Origin of the sequence: Clostridium tyrobutyricum, assembly GCF_019144085.1 — a bacterium.
GTDB lineage: Bacteria > Bacillota > Clostridia > Clostridiales > Clostridiaceae > Clostridium_B > Clostridium_B tyrobutyricum_A.
The window spans coordinates 41,364-58,776 of record NZ_JAHHUY010000012.1 but is presented as its reverse complement, the minus strand read 5'-3'; the positions used below and the strand labels follow the sequence as shown (position 1 = coordinate 58,776).

The 17,413-nt window shown below is 32.0% G+C and carries 23 protein-coding genes, 1 pseudogene and 1 riboswitch; of the genes and pseudogenes, 23 read left to right on the top strand and 1 reads right to left on the bottom strand.

Annotated elements, in window-relative coordinates:
* Positions 1-44 precede the first annotated feature (44 nt).
* From KM800_RS07395 to dut, 5 genes are all read left to right on the top strand, one after another.
* On the top strand, positions 45-185 hold the full coding sequence (locus KM800_RS07395; RefSeq protein ID WP_017750851.1) for a hypothetical protein: 141 nt from the start codon (positions 45-47) through the stop codon (positions 183-185).
* Entirely contained in the window at positions 182-904 is a 723-nt protein-coding gene (locus KM800_RS07390; protein ID WP_217812515.1) for a LytR/AlgR family response regulator transcription factor, read from the top strand. The genes KM800_RS07395 and KM800_RS07390 overlap by 4 nt, the downstream gene beginning before the upstream one ends.
* Before the next feature lie 103 nt (positions 905-1,007).
* Positions 1,008-1,301 (top strand): hypothetical protein, encoded by a 294-nt coding sequence (locus tag KM800_RS07385; protein WP_017750849.1) that lies wholly within the window; start codon positions 1,008-1,010, stop codon positions 1,299-1,301.
* On the top strand, positions 1,289-1,546 hold the full coding sequence (locus tag KM800_RS07380) for a hypothetical protein (protein WP_243276268.1): 258 nt from the start codon (positions 1,289-1,291) through the stop codon (positions 1,544-1,546). The genes KM800_RS07385 and KM800_RS07380 overlap by 13 nt, the downstream gene beginning before the upstream one ends.
* A gap of 75 nt (positions 1,547-1,621) precedes the next feature.
* Positions 1,622-2,050, top strand: coding sequence for a dUTP diphosphatase (gene dut, locus KM800_RS07375; RefSeq protein WP_017750847.1), 429 nt, complete (start codon positions 1,622-1,624; stop codon positions 2,048-2,050).
* 25 nt (positions 2,051-2,075) lie between these two features.
* On the opposite strand, the gene KM800_RS07370 is transcribed toward dut, so the two are convergent.
* Positions 2,076-2,825, bottom strand: coding sequence for an MBL fold metallo-hydrolase (locus KM800_RS07370; RefSeq protein ID WP_217812514.1), 750 nt, complete (start codon positions 2,823-2,825; stop codon positions 2,076-2,078).
* 129 nt (positions 2,826-2,954) lie between these two features.
* Between KM800_RS07370 and KM800_RS07365 the strand changes: the two genes are divergently transcribed.
* The 18 genes and pseudogenes from KM800_RS07365 (at position 2,955) to KM800_RS07280 (ending at position 17,408) form a co-directional block, all read left to right on the top strand.
* The gene (locus KM800_RS07365; protein WP_217812513.1) at positions 2,955-3,326 is read left to right on the top strand and encodes a VOC family protein; all 372 of its coding nucleotides are present in this window, start codon (positions 2,955-2,957) and stop codon (positions 3,324-3,326) included.
* A 64-nt stretch (positions 3,327-3,390) separates the two neighbouring features.
* Positions 3,391-3,492, top strand: a riboswitch (TPP riboswitch).
* A gap of 101 nt (positions 3,493-3,593) precedes the next feature.
* Positions 3,594-4,895, top strand: a complete 1,302-nt coding sequence (gene thiC / locus KM800_RS07360) for a phosphomethylpyrimidine synthase ThiC (protein WP_017750844.1) — start codon at positions 3,594-3,596, stop codon at positions 4,893-4,895.
* A gap of 74 nt (positions 4,896-4,969) precedes the next feature.
* Positions 4,970-5,302: a single-stranded DNA-binding protein gene (locus KM800_RS07355; RefSeq protein ID WP_136710703.1), complete on the top strand. Its 333-nt coding sequence runs from the start codon at positions 4,970-4,972 to the stop codon at positions 5,300-5,302.
* 148 nt (positions 5,303-5,450) lie between these two features.
* Positions 5,451-5,789: a hypothetical protein gene (locus KM800_RS07350; RefSeq protein ID WP_017895330.1), complete on the top strand. Its 339-nt coding sequence runs from the start codon at positions 5,451-5,453 to the stop codon at positions 5,787-5,789.
* Between the two features lie 45 nt (positions 5,790-5,834).
* Complete coding sequence (locus KM800_RS07345; RefSeq protein ID WP_017895331.1) at positions 5,835-6,680, top strand: flagellin; 846 nt, start codon at positions 5,835-5,837, stop codon at positions 6,678-6,680.
* A gap of 289 nt (positions 6,681-6,969) precedes the next feature.
* A complete protein-coding gene (flgB, locus tag KM800_RS07340; protein ID WP_217812512.1) occupies positions 6,970-7,371 on the top strand; it encodes a flagellar basal body rod protein FlgB in 402 nt (133 codons plus the stop codon).
* A 12-nt stretch (positions 7,372-7,383) separates the two neighbouring features.
* A complete protein-coding gene (gene flgC, locus KM800_RS07335; RefSeq protein WP_217812511.1) occupies positions 7,384-7,815 on the top strand; it encodes a flagellar basal body rod protein FlgC in 432 nt (143 codons plus the stop codon).
* A 14-nt stretch (positions 7,816-7,829) separates the two neighbouring features.
* Complete coding sequence (gene fliE / locus KM800_RS07330) at positions 7,830-8,162, top strand: flagellar hook-basal body complex protein FliE (RefSeq protein ID WP_217812510.1); 333 nt, start codon at positions 7,830-7,832, stop codon at positions 8,160-8,162.
* A 16-nt stretch (positions 8,163-8,178) separates the two neighbouring features.
* On the top strand, positions 8,179-9,792 hold the full coding sequence (gene fliF, locus KM800_RS07325) for a flagellar basal-body MS-ring/collar protein FliF (protein ID WP_217812509.1): 1,614 nt from the start codon (positions 8,179-8,181) through the stop codon (positions 9,790-9,792).
* A gap of 6 nt (positions 9,793-9,798) precedes the next feature.
* Positions 9,799-10,814: pseudogene (gene fliG, locus KM800_RS07320) on the top strand (flagellar motor switch protein FliG).
* The gene (locus KM800_RS07315; RefSeq protein WP_217812508.1) at positions 10,798-11,574 is read left to right on the top strand and encodes a flagellar assembly protein FliH; all 777 of its coding nucleotides are present in this window, start codon (positions 10,798-10,800) and stop codon (positions 11,572-11,574) included. Before fliG ends, KM800_RS07315 begins: the two are co-directional and overlap by 17 nt.
* A gap of 23 nt (positions 11,575-11,597) precedes the next feature.
* Positions 11,598-12,905 (top strand): flagellar protein export ATPase FliI, encoded by a 1,308-nt coding sequence (gene fliI, locus KM800_RS07310; protein WP_217812507.1) that lies wholly within the window; start codon positions 11,598-11,600, stop codon positions 12,903-12,905.
* A 15-nt stretch (positions 12,906-12,920) separates the two neighbouring features.
* Complete coding sequence (gene fliJ, locus KM800_RS07305; RefSeq protein ID WP_217812506.1) at positions 12,921-13,370, top strand: flagellar export protein FliJ; 450 nt, start codon at positions 12,921-12,923, stop codon at positions 13,368-13,370.
* A complete protein-coding gene (locus KM800_RS07300; protein ID WP_217812505.1) occupies positions 13,371-14,837 on the top strand; it encodes a flagellar hook-length control protein FliK in 1,467 nt (488 codons plus the stop codon).
* Between the two features lie 19 nt (positions 14,838-14,856).
* Positions 14,857-15,603, top strand: coding sequence for a flagellar hook capping FlgD N-terminal domain-containing protein (locus KM800_RS07295; RefSeq protein ID WP_217812504.1), 747 nt, complete (start codon positions 14,857-14,859; stop codon positions 15,601-15,603).
* Between the two features lie 38 nt (positions 15,604-15,641).
* Entirely contained in the window at positions 15,642-16,517 is an 876-nt protein-coding gene (locus tag KM800_RS07290; RefSeq protein ID WP_217812503.1) for a flagellar hook-basal body protein, read from the top strand.
* Positions 16,518-16,647: 130 nt separating this feature from the next.
* Positions 16,648-16,842 (top strand): flagellar FlbD family protein, encoded by a 195-nt coding sequence (locus tag KM800_RS07285; protein WP_017750829.1) that lies wholly within the window; start codon positions 16,648-16,650, stop codon positions 16,840-16,842.
* Positions 16,843-16,871: 29 nt separating this feature from the next.
* A complete protein-coding gene (locus tag KM800_RS07280) occupies positions 16,872-17,408 on the top strand; it encodes a flagellar basal body-associated FliL family protein (protein WP_017750828.1) in 537 nt (178 codons plus the stop codon).
* Positions 17,409-17,413 lie beyond the last annotated feature (5 nt).

Genomic DNA, 17,413 nt, shown 5'->3' with positions numbered 1-17,413 from the left:
ATCTTCATAAAAGAATTACGGAATTTAAAGAGGAAAGATGAATTATGGGAGATACTTATGTAATATTGATTAAGCTTATGGAAAGGGCATCTCTCCTTGTAATATGTCTATTCATTATAACTAGAATACAGGGATTTAGAAATGTATTTCTCGAAGATAATTATAATCAGAAGGTGAAAATATGAAAGCTATAATAGCAGAAGATGAATTTTTGGCCCGGGAAGAGTTGAAACATTTTATAAAAAATTACAGCAGCATAGATATTATAGGAGAGTTTGAGGATGGATTGGATGTTCTAAAATTTATTCAGCATAATGAAGTGGACGTAATATTCATGGATATAAACATACCATCCATTGATGGTGTAATGCTTGCTGAAAATATAAGTAAATTCTCAAGAAAACCATACATAGTATTTATTACAGCTTACAGGGAATATGCAGTAGATGCTTTTGAATTGGAGGCATTTGACTATATATTGAAACCATATGACAAATCAAGAATTAAATCCATGCTAAAGAAACTTGAAATTGAATATATGGAAAAGATGCATGGATTACATGAAGATACCATGATAAATAAAATAAATTTATGGAAAGATGATAAAATAATTGTAGTCAATATGGACAATATTTGTTATTGTGAGGCAAAGGAAAGAATAACAGAGGTATTTACCAAGGCTCAAAAATATATTGTAAATAAAAGTATATCAGAATTTTATAGTACACTTCCCAAAGATAAATTTTTTAAATGTCATAGATCCTACATAGTAAATATAAGCAAAATACAGGAGATAATACCATGGTTTAACAGTACCTATAACCTGAAATTGGATGGTATGGAATTTGAAGTTCCCGTAAGCAGAAGCAATGTGAAAAAATTCAAGCGTATTATGAATATATAAGTGTATTTCATGCAGCCTTTTCAGCAGTTCATTCATAAACTAAAAGGTTTGTTTTCTAACATTATATAATAATGATAAAGAAACAAGCCAAGGGGTGAATTAAATGAAAAGCATATCAAAAAATAATCGTTGGTTAATAGTAATCGGTTCAGTAATTGCACAGTTAGGATTAGGGACAATCTATACATGGAGTTTATTCAATCAGCCCATTGTAAATAAATTTGGCTGGGATTTGAATAAAGTTGCATTATCATTTTCTACACTTGCTTCGGGAAAGTTGCAAGAAAAGTTTGGAATCAAAAAGCTTATTTCTATATGCGGAATGGTACTGGGAATGGGATTAATTTTACTGTTAAACAAATGCTTAAGACAAAAGAGGCATATTTGTTGTTTATAGCTGTATTTACAGCTTGTATGAGTGGACTATATCTTATAGAAATTGTGAAAGATATAGGGGTAAGATTGGTAGGGCTTGATGTTGGGATAGCTGCAAATGCAGGTGCCATGGGAAGTTTTAGAATCACTTTCATAGTAATAGGTGTTATGTGTATCATATCATCTTTAATTTTGGCATTTATAAAACCACCAAGAGTTACTAATAGTGAATCTGTTGAACTTAAATTAAATAAGCATATAGCTTAAAACAGCTGGAGATTTAATCTCTGGCTATTTTTTATTTTTATAGTATAATACATTTGGAAAGGATGGATATAAATTATGAAATTGCTTGTAAAAAAAGTTAATGAAAAGGCAGTTATACCTTTTTATGCACATGTTGGGGATGCGGGACTTGATCTTTTTTCAGTTGAGAAGTCCATATTAAAGCCAATGGAGAGAAAACTCATAGCAACAGGTATAAAGATTGAACTCCCTAAAAATACAGAAGCACAGATTAGGCCGCGAAGTGGTTTGGCCTTAAAATATGGAATAACACTTTTAAATTCACCTGGAACAATAGATGAAGGGTATAGAGGTGAAATAAAAGTGCTCGTAATAAATTTAGGCCAGGAACCTTTTTTAGTGGAAGAAAATATGAAAATCGCCCAAATGGTTATAAAACCTGTAGAACAGGTTTTGGTGAAAGAAGTTTATGAATTGAGTGATACTGAAAGAGGCGAAGGGGGTTTTGGCTCTACGGGAGTTTAGACAATTTACAATTGACGGTTCACAATTATAATTGTGAACTGTCAATTAAAAAAGTTTCTCCATTTTTGTGAATGGTCATGATTTTTGTACTGTAATCTTTCATTGCATCTTTAAAGTTATCCGTAGTAGACATTTTATCCCACAGATGCATGGGAAAGAATATTGAAGGATTTATCTCTTTTATAAAATATTTCCCGCCTTTAAGATAGTATTCTTCAAGTCTTGGATCTACAGGAAAAAAGGCTATATCAATTTTTTCACCCTTTAATTTAGATATTTCATATTTAAAATTTGCTTTTGCGTCTTTTTGGTCCTGCAAAGAATCTTCCTTCCAATGCCACCAGTTTAAATCCCCTGCATGAAATAATGTGATATCATCTACTTTTACCAAAAATGAAATTCCTATATCAGTGGAACCAAAAGCTTTTATATATACACTACCTAAATTTATATTTTCATATTTGGAGAGCTTATAATAATTTTGTACTGGACGTTTTAATTTTATATCACTACTCAGTATATATTTTATATTTTTATTGTAAGTACTCCATTTTAGTATTATTGGATTAAAGTGATCTGCATGGCTGTGAGACGAAAATACGAATACATTTTTTTTATTCTTTATAAGATCTTTTGAAATAACTCCATTTTCCAGAGTTCGTTCCTTTCCTTGAAAATTGTCCTTATAGTAATCGAATATTAAAAAATGTTCTTTTGTTTCAACGGCAAATCCGCTGTGATATAAATAATGAACTTTTATTTTATAATTATTCAATGAAATCACCTCGTACTTTTTTATAGTTGATAAATTTTCTAAATATAACCTTATTTTATAATAACTATAGATAAAAAGTAAATATAAATGCTATAATATACTTAATATAAGTATGTAATGGAGGTATGCATGTTGAAATTTAAATTTGACCATAATAATATAAATGTATTAAATTTAGAGAAAACAGTAAAATTTTATGAAGAGGCTTTAGGATTCAGGGAAATAGGAAGAAAAATTTCAGATGACAATAGTTTTATACTTGTGTTTATGGGAGATGGGCAGAGTAACTATAAAATTGAGCTTACATGGCTTAGAGATAGAAAGAAACCTTATAACCTAGGAGACAATGAGATACATATGGCAGTTACAGTAGATGATTTTGATGCTGCATATAAACATCATAAGGAAATGGGATGTATATGTTATGAAAATAAAAAGATGGGACTTTATTTTATAGCTGATCCTGATGGATATTGGACTGAAATATTACCTGCGAGATAATTGTAAATTGCATCAAGTTGTGTTAAACTGATATTGTATTGTTTTATGGATAAAATTAAATAGGATTTGTTACTGGGTGTGCCATATGGCTGAGAGGGATTTATATCTCAAACCTTAGAACCTGATGTAGTTAATTCTACCGTAGGGAAGGTAATATATAATTAAATTCATTGTTATATATTCAGCTTTCCTTTTGGCAAGCTGATTTTTATTTATAGGTCTATACATCATATCCAGTAGCACTAAATAAATGGAGGTGCAAATAATATGAATTATTCAACTCAAATGGATGCTGCTAAAAAGGGAATAGTTACTAGAGAAATGAAGAGAGTAGCTGAAAAAGAAAATATGGAAGTAAAAAAACTTATGGAACTAGTTGCCAAAGGACAGGTCGCAATTCCAGCAAATAAAAATCATAAATCACTTGATCCTGAAGGTGTAGGAAGTGGCCTTAAGACTAAAATAAATGTAAATTTGGGAATATCAAAAGACTGTTATGACATTGATTTAGAGCTTGAAAAAGTAAAAAAAGCCATTGATATGAAAGCGGAAGCTATAATGGATTTGAGTTCTTTTGGAAAAACAGCAGAATTTAGACAAAAGGTTATAAATATAAGCAGTGCAATGATAGGCACTGTTCCAATGTACGATGTAGTTGGCCTTTATGATAAAGAACTCAAGGATCTTACAGAAAAAGAGATTCTTCAAGTCATTGAAAACCAGGCCAAAGAGGGTGTGGACTTTATGACTATCCACGCTGGTATAAACAGGGCTACGGCGGAAGTATTCAAGAGAAATAAAAGGCGTATGAACATAGTTTCAAGAGGAGGATCACTTATATATGCATGGATGCAGTTGAATAACAAGGAAAATCCTTTTTATGAATACTTTGATGAAGTACTTGATATATGCGCCAAATATGATGTTACTATAAGTCTTGGAGATGCCTGCAGACCAGGATGTGTTTCAGATGCCACAGATGCAGTTCAAATAACAGAACTTATAGCTCTCGGAGAACTTACTAAAAGAGCATGGGAAAAAAATGTACAAGTTATGATAGAAGGACCTGGTCATATGGCATTAAATGAAATAAAGGCAAACATGGTATTTGAAAAGAAGTTATGCCATAATGCACCTTTCTATGTACTTGGACCATTGGTTACGGATATTGCACCGGGATATGATCATATTACAAGTGCCATAGGCGGAGCTATTGCAGCCTCATATGGAGCAGATTTTCTATGTTATGTAACTCCAGCTGAACATTTGAGACTTCCTACACTTGATGATATGAAAGAGGGGATTATAGCCGCTAGAATAGCTGCTCATGCGGCAGATATAGCAAAAGGTGTAAAAGGTGCTGTTGAATGGGATAATAAGATGGCAGATGCAAGACAAAAGCTTGATTGGGAAGAAACTTTTAAACTGTCTATTGATCCCGAAAAGGCTATGAGATATAGAAAAGAGTCTACTCCGGAATGTGATGATACTTGTACCATGTGCGGAAAAATGTGTGCCGTTAGAAATATGAACAAGGTTATGGGCGGAGAAGATGTAAATATACTTTAAATTACTCTATTTGTTACGTTTAAAATCCTCCAAGCTGGATATAATTATAAAAAAACAGTTGGGAGGTAAATAAGTTGAATAATGTAACTCTTATAGGTAGATTGACTAGAGATGCAGATCTCATAAAAATAGAAAATAGCAAGAGAAGTATTCTGAGATTTGTATTGGCAGTGGATAAAGGATTTGTGAATAAAGAAGGACAAAGGAGGGCTGATTTTATTTCTGTATCTTATTTTAGTGGAGGAGCAGAAAAACTTCAGCAGTATCTGACAAAGGGAAGACTTTTAGGTGTTACAGGAAAGATAACCACTAAAAGTTATGTAAAGGACAGTGTAAAAAAGTATTACACCAATGTAGAAGCTGATACCATTCAATTTTTGGAATATAAAAAGGAAACTCTGGCTTAAATCAATTTTTAAGTATAAAAAGTCGAACTCTATATGTTCGGCTTTTTTATATACTGTAATTGACAGTGATATATAATTGCTGATAATATTAAGTATATAATAATATATGTTATTAAAGTTTCAAAGTAAGTCGAGGGTGGGGAGAAGTTTGGACCAAAATGAAAAAGTATTAATTAGTAGAGAATGTATAGAAAAGATAAGAACGGAGTTAAAAATTATAAAGGTAAATACCAATAATAGAAATTTTAAAAAAGATGTATCTAAATTATTGGATATGCTTGAAAGTGAATTAAATTATGATAATATATCTCTTAAAGAAAAGATATTTAGTAAGATGAAGGAAACTAAAAATTCGGATCCAAGTATGAATGCAAATTTGTATATATTGTATCGCAATCTGGTAAATGGTCGTATAACTGAAGAAGAAGCACTTGAATTATATAATATGTATATAAAGATAGAACCTTATGATAAAACAATAGAATAAACAATTTATTTATATTTTAAATTATATAAAGAGGAAGTGAATTTTATGAGAATAAGTTATAACATGCCGGCGCTTACAATGCATTTACTCCAAAATCAAGCTCTAAATAGGCAGAGCGGAAATTCACTTAGAATATCAAGTGGATATAAAGTAATAACTGCTAAAGATAATCCTACAGCTCTTGTACAAAGTGAAAATATAAGAATGCAAATTTCAGGACTTCAAGTTGCATCAAGAAATGTTCAAGATGGCGTAAGTATGCTTCAGACTGCAGAAGGTGGACTTCAGGAAATAACAAGTATGGCTCAGAGAATAAGGCAGCTTAGTGTCCAGGCAGGCAGTGGCTCAGTTACAGATAGTGATAAACAGAAAATACAAGGTGAGATAGATCAGATGATAGATGGTATAGATTCCATTGCAAAAGGCACAGAATTCAATGGACTAAAATTACTTAGCCAAAAAAATACATTAACTATGCCAGTAGGTGCCAATGCTGGGGAAAGTGTTGATATACCTCAGATAGATTTGAGTAATAGTGGAGATAGTTCAATTTCAAGTTTATATACTATAAAGTCAGGGGGAGATAATGATATATTAAGCGGAGATATTCAAGATTCCTTAGATACTATAGATGAAACTATAAATACAATAATTTCTACTAGAAGCCAGTATGGTGCATTGGAAAATAGATTTGAAAGCAATTATAATAATATACAGGATTTAAATGAACAGATGACAAGTGCTGATAGTAGTATAAGAGATTCTGATATGGGTGAAGAAATAATGAACTATTCCAAGGAGGACATAATTGTTCAGGCATCCAATGCCATGATTGCACAGGCGAATAAATTGCCGCAAGATATACTGAGTATACTAAATAATATAAAATAGTCATGTTTATGACAATTAAAGATACTTGTCTTATGGTCAGGTATCTTTTTATTTATGAAAAATAACATTTATCTTAAAAATAATAGTATTTTATCAATATTTTAACAAAAAAACATGAAATAAACATTTGAAAAATGTCAATAAATTTAAAACATAATAATTTTAGCCATAGAATTTAATTAGTAATTATGATAAAATTAAATATATTTATAACAGATTTGACATAATTTTAATATAAAATTAAATTTAATTTAAGATTTTTAAAAAACTCGAAAGGAGACACAATAAATTGAACATATCAAATATTTCCAATGATCAATTGACAGATAATTTACTCAGTGGAGGGCTAGATGCTGCATCGGCTAGAAGCAGTGCCATATCAAATAATATAGCAAATATTAATACCAAGGGCTATAAGAGACAATATGTCACTTTTGAGGAAAATCTTAAGCAAAGTATGGATAATATCCAGTTGAAGCAGGATGATACAAGGCACATTGGTTTAGGTAATGATCCGGGTTCTATAACTACAAATACTGATAATTCTACAAGCATGAGAGATGATGGCAATAATGTGGACATCAATGTTGAGACGGTAAATCAAGCTGCAAATGAACTTATGTACAATTCACTTATTACTTTGGAGAATAACAGATTGAGCATGAGAAAATCTGTAATAATGGGAAATTAGGAGAGTGATTTTATGATTCAGGCTTTTAATACTATGAGAATAAGTGCAAGTGGACTTTCTGCAGAGAGCCTTAGAATGGATACAATATCTTCAAATATGGCAAATGCTGAAACTACTCATGGAGCCAATGGACAACCATATAGAAGAAAGGTAGCGGTTTTTCAGGAAAATTTAAACAGAGAGTTAGGTAAAGATGGAAAATATGAAAATGTGCCGATGGGAGTAAAGGCCGTGGGTGTAGAAAATGACACCTCATCTTTTAGAAGGGTTTATGAACCATCCAATCCTGATGCAGATGCTCAAGGATATGTTTTAATGCCTAATGTAAATGTATTAAATGAAATGGCTGACATGATGACTGCAACCAGGTCATATGAAGCTAATGTAAGTGCTATTAATTCTGAAAAGTCTATGTTTTCAAAAGCTCTTGAAATAGGAAAATAGGAGGATAAATACATATGAAAATAAATGAATACACGCCAGATACAGATATATTTAAGAATGTAACTGGAAATACTTCAAGTCTGGATTTATATGATGATAATAGTGGAACAAATAATGTAAGTGGAGTATCTGATTTTGGAAAACTGTTAAAGAATAAACTTGATGAAGTAAACAGTGATCAAGTACAGGCTGACAATAGTATACAATCATTTGTAAGTGGGGATAACACGGATATACATAATGTTATGATGGATGCAGAACAGGCTAAAATGTCATTGGAACTTGCAGTTCAAATGAGAAATAAGCTGGTTGATGCATATCAGGAGCTTAATAGAACACAGTTATAGAAGGAGCGCTTAATGAATGGCTAAGCTATCACAATTCTTTAAAAATTTAAGAGATAAATGGAAACAATCCAGTAACAATAAAAAGGCAGCTGTTATTATTGTATGTATAGCAATTATAGGAGCACTGGCATTTGTAGGAATATCTTTAGGAAAGACTAAATATGCCGTATTGTTTTCCAATTTGAATTCTACAGATTCAGCATCTATTTATAAACAATTGGAAAGTGACAAGGTAGATGTAAAAGTAGAAGGAAATTCAATACTTGTTCCTAAGGATCAAGTGGATAAAATAAGAATGCAAACTCTTTCTGAAGTTCAACTTACTAATGGAAGTCAGGGTTTCGAACTGTTGGATAAAAGTAAATTTGGGGAAACAGATCAGCAGTTTAAAGTTGAGTATCAGAGAGCTCTTCAGGGAGAACTTGAGAGAACTATAAAATCAATGTCTCAAGTTAGTGATGCAAGGGTGCATCTTGTACTTCCTGATGATACTGAATTTGTAAAAGATACTACACCTGGAAGTGCTTCAGTGACAATAAAATTAAAAGCTGGACAGCAGTTAAGTCAGGATCAGGTCAAAGCATTGATTGAATTGGTATCTGGAAGTGTAAAGAATGTACCTAAGCAAAATGTGGAAATAGTAGACAGCAATATGAATTTGCTATCAAGAAATTTGTATCAAAGCAATAGTGGAAATAGCACTGATTCTGATAGTTCTTCCGATTCAGATACTTCAGTTGAAAAACAACAGAAATTACAGCAGAACTATGAAAATGATCTTCAAAAAAAGCTTCTTTCTATGTTGGAATCTGTATATGGAAAAGATAAAGTTAAAGTTACAGTAAATGCAGATTTGGATTTTGATGCAGTTCAACAGGATTCTACAACCTATGATAAAAATAATGTAGTAGTGAGTGAACACACTATAAATTCCACAAATGGGGATGGTGGAACAAATAATACTGGAACAAGCCCTGTGGATAATAATATGAGTAATACTACTACTTCAGATACAAATAATGGCAAGTCAACCAGTAATGAAGTTACAAGAAATTATGATGTGCCTAAAGTGGAACAAAAGACTATAAAGTCTCCAGGAAGTGTGAAAAGACTTACAGCTTCAGTGGCATTGGATGGAAATGTAGATGATGCAACAAGGACTGCCATAAGAAATCTTGCAGTTTCATCAATAGGATACAATGAAACAAGAGGAGATACTATAAGTGTTGAATCAATTCCTTTTGACACTACAGCACAGGATAATGCCAAAAAGGATTTAAATGCAATGCAGAAGGAAGAAAGCACAGCCAAACGAAACAAGCTAATAATGACAGGAGCAATAGTTGGAGCTATAGTGATAGCAGCAATAGTAGGTTTTATATTGTGGAGAAGAAAACATGCTGAAGATGACGAAATTTTTGATGAAGATATAAGCCCTCAGGGTATAGATACTGTTATAGGAGATAATGACATGACACGGGAACAGCCTAAACCTAAATTCAAACCAGTAGAATTTGAAGAAGAAAATGAGGATACTCATGTTGAAAATGAAATAAAGAAATATGCAAAAGAAAAGCCGGAGCAGGTTGCTGATATAATCAAATCATGGTTAGCAGAAGACGAGAGGTGATATAAGATGTCTAAAGATATTCAGCAATTAACTGGTGTACAAAAGGCGGCCATACTTTTTATAACGCTGGGACCTGAAGCGGCTTCAGGGATAATTAAAAAATTACCTGAACCCGAAATACAAAAGATAACTTATGAAATAGCAAATATATCTTCTGTAAAGTCAGATCAAAAAAAGAAATACTTACGGAATTTGTTCAGATAAACAAAGCCAAGGATTATCTCATAGAGGGCGGAATTGAATATGCCAAAAGTCTTCTATCAAAAGCACTTGGAAATCAAAGAGCTATGGAGATATTGGATAAGGTAACAGAAGCAACTCAGAAATTCAGACCTTTTGCTATAGCCAGGAAGGCAGATGCTCATCAGCTTTTAAATATAATATCTGATGAACATCCACAAACCATAGCACTCATACTATGCTATCTTCAACCAGATAAGGCTGGACAGATATTGTCTGCCTTATCTGAAAGCATTCAAGCAGAGGTGGCATATAGAATAGCTACTATGCGAAATACATCTCATATGGTTGTAAAAGAAATAGAAAAAGTTCTGGATGGAAAATTGTCATCTGTGGTTAAATCTGATATGAAGATAATTGGTGGAGTTCCAACAATTGTGGATATACTCAATCAAGTTGATAGAAATACAGAAAAGAATATTACAGAAGGTCTTGAAAAAGAAGATGCAGAATTGGCTGAAAAAGTCAAGGATTCAATGTTTGTATTTGAAGATATTATTACATTGGATGATGTTTCAATACAGAGAGTTTTAAGAGAAGTAGATACGAAAGAACTTGCACTTGCACTTAAAGGTTGTTCGGAAGAAGTGGCAGATTGTATATTCAGGAACCAGTCAAAGAGAGCTGCTGCTGCACTAAAAGAAGATATAGAATTTTTAGGACCTGTTAGACTTATGGATGTAGAAAAATCACAGCAGAAGATAGTCAATATAATAAGAAGATTGGATGAATCAGGAGAAATAGTATTATCAAGAGGTGGAGAAGATGCAATCGTCGTATAAAGTCATATTAAAAGGTGAAAGCATTGAGAGAACACATACAAAAAAGATACTTACTGACTATACAAGTAAAAAGAAACCTGAAGAAAATACAGAAATGAAAATATATCCAGTTGCCAATAGCTATGAAAATCTAGGAAGAACTATTTTAGAAGATGCAAACAGAAAAAAGGAAAGCATATTGAATGAAGCTTATGAAAAGTCATCACAGATAGAAAAACAGGCTAAAGATAATGGCTATAAAACAGGTTATGTTGCAGGAATGAAAAAGGGCAGGGAAGACGGATATAAATCTGCTTATGAAGAAGGTTATGAGAAAAATTTTAATGAAGCTAAAAAACAGGGCGAAGCGATAAAGAAAAATGCTGAAAGTGTATTAAATAGTGCTATACAGGAAAAGCAACACTATTTAAAAGAAAAAGAAGCTCAAATCAAACAACTTATAGTAAATGCAGTGGAAAATATATTGAGACATGAAATTATAGACAAGGATAGTCTAAATGATGCTGTATTTGATGCGTTAAGGCAGATGAGAAATACAAATACTTTTGTAGTGAAAAGCAGAAAAAAGTATTCTGAAGAATTTAAGAAACATGTGGATATATGGAAAGAACAGATGCCTTTTAAGGGAGACATATTCGTAATACCCGATGAATCTGTGGAGGAAGGTACTGTTATTATAGAAAGAGATTCTGGAAAAATGGTTTTAGGTATAGATATTGCATGTGATAAATTAAAGCAAATACTTGAAAATGAAGGATAAAGTTTAAAATTGAGGTGAAGTTTTTGATAATCATAAATTTTGATGAAATAAATAAAAAAATATCAGAAGTCAGCTATGATTACCAGGAGGGAATTGTAAAAAAGGTTATTGGGTTAACTGTAGAAGTAGAGGGAATCAAAGCTTCAGTAGGCGAAGTATGCACTATATATAATGAGGAAAACAGCAGAATTACCTGTGAATTAGTTGGATTTAATGAAAATAATGTAATATTGATGCCACTTGGAGAACTTAATGGAATTGCACCAGGATGTAGAGTAGTACCTGAAAGAACACCATTAAGCGTAAGGTGTTGTGATGAATTACTTGGCAAGGTAGTTGATGGACTGGGAAATACTATAGATGGAACTACTATATCAAGTGGAGTTCAGTATCCATTGGATTCAGAACCTCCAAACCCGTTGAAGAGAAAGAGGATTAAAGAAGTTATTCCAACTGGAATAAGAGCTATAGATGGATTTCTTACCTGTGGGGAAGGACAGAGAGTAGGAATATTTGCAGGAAGTGGAGTTGGTAAAAGCACTACTCTTGGAATGATTGCCAAATATGCCGAAGCAGATGTAAATGTAATAGCTTTAATAGGTGAAAGAGGAAGAGAAGTAAGGGACTTTATAGAAAAAGACCTTGGAGAAGAAGGTATGAAAAAGTCAGTCATAGTATGTGCTACATCTGACAAACCTGCTTTGGTAAGATTGAAAGGGGCATTTACAGCTACCGCAATTGCAGAATACTTTAGAGATAAGGGTAAAAAAGTAATTTTAATGATGGATTCTGTTACGAGATTTGCCATGGCACAGAGAGAAATAGGATTGGCAATAGGAGAACCTCCAGCAACAAAGGGCTATACTCCATCTGTATTTGCAAAACTTCCAAGACTTATGGAAAGAGCTGGAATGTCTGATATTGGCTCTATCACAGCTTTTTATACTGTACTGGTAGATGGAGATGATCTAAATGAGCCAATTGCAGATTCTGTAAGAAGTATATTGGATGGACATATAGTACTCTCTCGTACACTTGCAAATAAAAATCATTATCCTTCTATAGATGTACTTGCAAGTATAAGCAGACTTATGTCTGAAATAGCATCAAAAGAGCATAAAGAAAAGGCTTCTCTAGCACGAGATATGCTTTCAACTTATAAAAACTCTGAGGATCTTATAAATATAGGAGCCTATGTAAAGGGAAGTAATAAGAAAATAGATATGGCAATGCTATATTATGATAAGATAATTTCCTATCTTAGGCAGGGAGTAGATGAGAGTTCATCTTTCGATGAAAGTGTGGACAAACTTCAGAAAATTTTTAGTTGAACAGAGGCGTAGTATATGAAGAAATATGAGTTTAAACTTCAAAAACTTTTAGACATAAGAGAAGATCAAGAAGATAAAAGTAAGATGGAATTTCAGAAAGCCAAAGAAGATAGTATGAAGGTAAAAGAAAAATTGGATTCTATGAAGTACAGTTATGACAAGTATAAGGATCTGTCACATGTTAAAAATTCAATGCAACAAAAGATAACCCATATATACTTAAAATCATTAACAGGAAGTATAGATGCTTCTGAAATAGAATTTCAGAACAAACAAAAAATAGTTGAAGTTAAAAGAGAAGAAATGAAACAGAGACAGATCGATAGAAAAACTGTAGATATTTTAAAGGAAAAAGACAAAGCTGCTTTTATAAAGTTTGAAAATAGAATAGAACAAAATCAAAATGATGAATTTGCTCTATATGGATTTATAAGAAAAAATTTCTTGTTGAAAGAAGGTGAATAGATGGATGTTAATACAGTAAGTGTTAAAATTCAAAACTCATATTTAAAGTCTTCTAAAAATGATACTGGAAATACCAACTCAGTACATGATGACAGTTTCAATAAAATGGTACAAAAATCTGTCAATACTACTAGTAATAAAACTGATGATAAGGTTAAAATTGATACATCAAAACAAAATAATAAAGATATAAAAACAGATAAATTAAATAATGTTGACAAAGAAGATTCCACAAAAAAAGATTCAAAAATTGAAAGTTATCTAAAAGAAGCAGGATTTACAGATGAAGAGATAAAAAATATAAAAGAAAAAATTGACAAGGATCAAATAAGTGAGAACAGTATATATGATATGCTTAGTTTGTTATTTGGAGATAATACAGAAATCAAGATTCAATCAAAGGATTTTTTGAATGAATTGTCACAAGAATTAAGCAGTAAAATATTGAATAATTCATTTAATGGAGATACATCAAGTATTAAAGATATTATAAATAAAGTTGTAGATACAAAATTGAATTTTCTAAAAGATGTGTTAGATAATTCCAGCCAGGGAAATCAGGTCTTAGAAAAGATATCTCAAAATTTGTCTCAAAAGGTATCTCAAAATATAGCAGCACAGTTGTCTCAATCTCAGATAGTTGATAATAAAAATATTGTCGGTGAAACTGATTTGAAAACACAGATTTATATGGAATTGATGGATAAACTCAACTTAAAACCAGAAAGTACTTCTATGAACAATAGCAATACACAAAATAGCAATATTACAGATAATAAATTACTTCAATTTTCTAATTCAGATACTAGTATATTGAAAAGTGTTAATACAGATTCAATTACACAGTTGAATGATTCTGAAAATCAAAACAATGGAACTTCAGACAATAACAGTAATAAAGATACAGATGTTCTCAATAAAATATTGAACTCAGGTGAGAGTAACAATAAAATTGACAAAACGGTTAATTTTATGACTCAATTCAATAATATTAATAATAAAAATACTGTACCAACTGAAAATTCATTGGAAAATTTAAATATAAATAAAAATTCTTTTACTGAAGATATAATAAAATCCGTTAAATATATGGAAATCAATAATGTAAAAGATATGACTGTTAAAATTTCTCCTAAAGAATTGGGTAATATAACTATAAATTTAGTTATGGAAGAGGGAAAAATGAAAGCTGTAATTACAGCTTCAAACAAAGATGCTTATAATATTTTAAACTCAAATATTCAGGATTTGTCAAATAAATTTCAGAACAGTGAAATAAAAATACAAAATTTTTCATTAAATCTATATCATGAAGATACTACTTTTTTCAAAGAAGAAGGCAAAAATAGACAGGATCAGGGAAGCAGTAAACAAAACAGGACATTAAATATAGATAATATATCTGATGAAGATAAAATATTACAACAGGATGATTATAGTGAAAATAATGTAGATATGCTTGCATAGTTTAGGGAGGAGAATGTAAATGCCTATACAGGTTTCAAATTCAAATAATTATAGTGTTCCAGCGTCTGCAGATAGTACATCAAGTAATGACCAGAAAAGTTATTCAGTAGACTCTACAAGTACAAATACTACTGATAGGGGAACCAGAATAGTAAAGCAGGGTCAGGATATAGATGAAAACATGTTCCTGAAAATATTGTCAGCAGAGCTTGCCAATCAAGATCCTACAAATAGTGACAATCAAAGTGGTACTGAGTATGTAAGCCAGCTGGCACAATTTTCATCATTACAACAGATGCTTAATTTAAATACTACCAATAAATTAAATGCTGCCAACTCACTAATAAATAAATATGTTACTTTCAGTGATACTGACTCCAATGGAAATGCTGTTAGTGGTATAGTAACTGGTGTGATAAAAGATGGTGACAGTACATATTTAAATGTTATGGTAGGTCAGAGTACTGACAGTGAAGGCAATGTGTCAAATCAATATCAGAAACTGGATATAAATGATGTGCAGAGAGTTGATGATTTGGGAGATGCTTATAATCAGACAAGCAACAATATGATGCTTCTGACAGCAAGCTCGCTTATTGGTAAAAATGTTGATATAGATCAGAAAGATGAAAGTGGAAATAACTATAGTGGAATTGTTCAATCTGTATCCAGAGGTAATGGAACCATAGCTGTAAAAGTACAGCTTGAAGATGGGACAAGTAAAGAATTCAATTTTGATGATGTACTAAATGTAAAAAATTCATAAATCAATTGCAAAAATAAATTAAATTTGGAGGGAAAAATATGTTACCATCATTATATTCAGGAATTAGCGGACTTAGAGCCAATCAGCAAAAATTAAATGTAGTTGCAAATAATATAGCAAATTCATCTACAACAGGTTTTAAAACCCAATCTATGAATTTTGAAGACATGATAAGCCAGAATCTTTCAGATCCCAGTGCACCAGTGAACAATGGTATTGGTGGAGTAAATGGAAAGCAGAGCGGTCTTGGAGTCAAGGTCGGTGGTATAAGTACTGATTTTACAAATGGAAGTATGCAGAGTACAAATAGAAACCTTGACTTTGCACTGGATGGAACAGGCTATTTTGTGGTGAGTCCTGACGGAGGAACCGATGATTATTATACAAGAGATGGAGCATTTGTACTTGATAAAGATGGAAGTCTTTTAACTCAAGAGGGAAATCATGTTATGGGTTATGCCTCAGGAGCTACTGTTACAGGTAACCCAACTACTGCTCTTTCAATTAAACAGTATTATACAAGTGCTACTAATGGAGCTAATACGGGTACTGATGCACAAAAAGTTAGTTCTTTTTCTGTAGGAAAAGATGGAAGTATAACTGTAAAACTTGGAGATGGAACTTCTTATAATGTTGGGCAAATAGCGTTGGCTTCTTTTCAAAATGAAGGTGGACTTGTAAAAATGGGGGGGAATCTCTATAAGACTTCTCCAAACTCAGGAGAGGCAACTTATGGAACGTCCGGCAGTGGAAGCTTTGGAGATATAAATCAGGGAATGCTTGAAATGTCAAATGTTGATCTGGCACAGCAGTTTACAGACATGATAATAGCACAGAGAGCTTTCCAGGCAAATGGAAAGATAATATCCACAGATGATGAAGTCCTACAGGATTTGGTAAATCTCAAAAGATAATATGTTGTAATACTTTATGCCTATCAGTAAAGTTTTTTAACTGATAGGCAGTAATATAATTTATAAGTCTCTGGTAAATATACATGGTTTGGATTTATAATATAATTATGATTATTTTAGGAGGCTTTTTATGATAAGATTAATGGGACTTGACAATAAGGAATTTATTTTAAATGCAGATAATATAGAGAGATTGGATGCTATACCTGAAAGTGTTATAACGCTTATTAACGGGAAAAAGTTTTTAGTCCAGGAATCCAATGATGAAATAGTAGAGAAAGTGATAATGTACAAGAGAAAAATATACGAAGGCAATTTTAAATAAATGCAAATGAACAAATGGAGGTATGCATCATGGAAAACAAAGTAGAAAAGGCGGGTTCTTCCAAGGGAAAGTTGGTTGTTATATTTATACTGATTCTTGCTGTAATAGGGGCTGGAGCCTATATTGGATACAGCAAATTTTTAAGTAGTTCCAACAAGACAGGACAGACTCAAAATCAAGTACAAAATCAGGTGCCGCAAGTTCAGAATACTGGACAGACACAAACTGTGAATTCATCAGCATTATCACAGGTAGTATCATCCAAGACATTCCAGGTGTCATCTACTGATGGACTTACAGTTAATCTTGCAGATACAAATGCAAGCAGATATTTGAAAGTATCAGTTTATTTTGGATATGATGAAAAAAAATTAACGGCTGAATTAACTGAAAAACAGCCTATGTTGACTGATGCTGTTATTGGAATTTTGAGGACTAAAAAAGCAGCTGATATAGTTCCAAAGAATATGGATACTATAAAGATGGAAATAATTCAGAAAGTAAATCCTATGCTTAAAAAAGGCCAGATCAATAATGTATATTTTACAGATCTTATAGTGCAGTAGGAGAA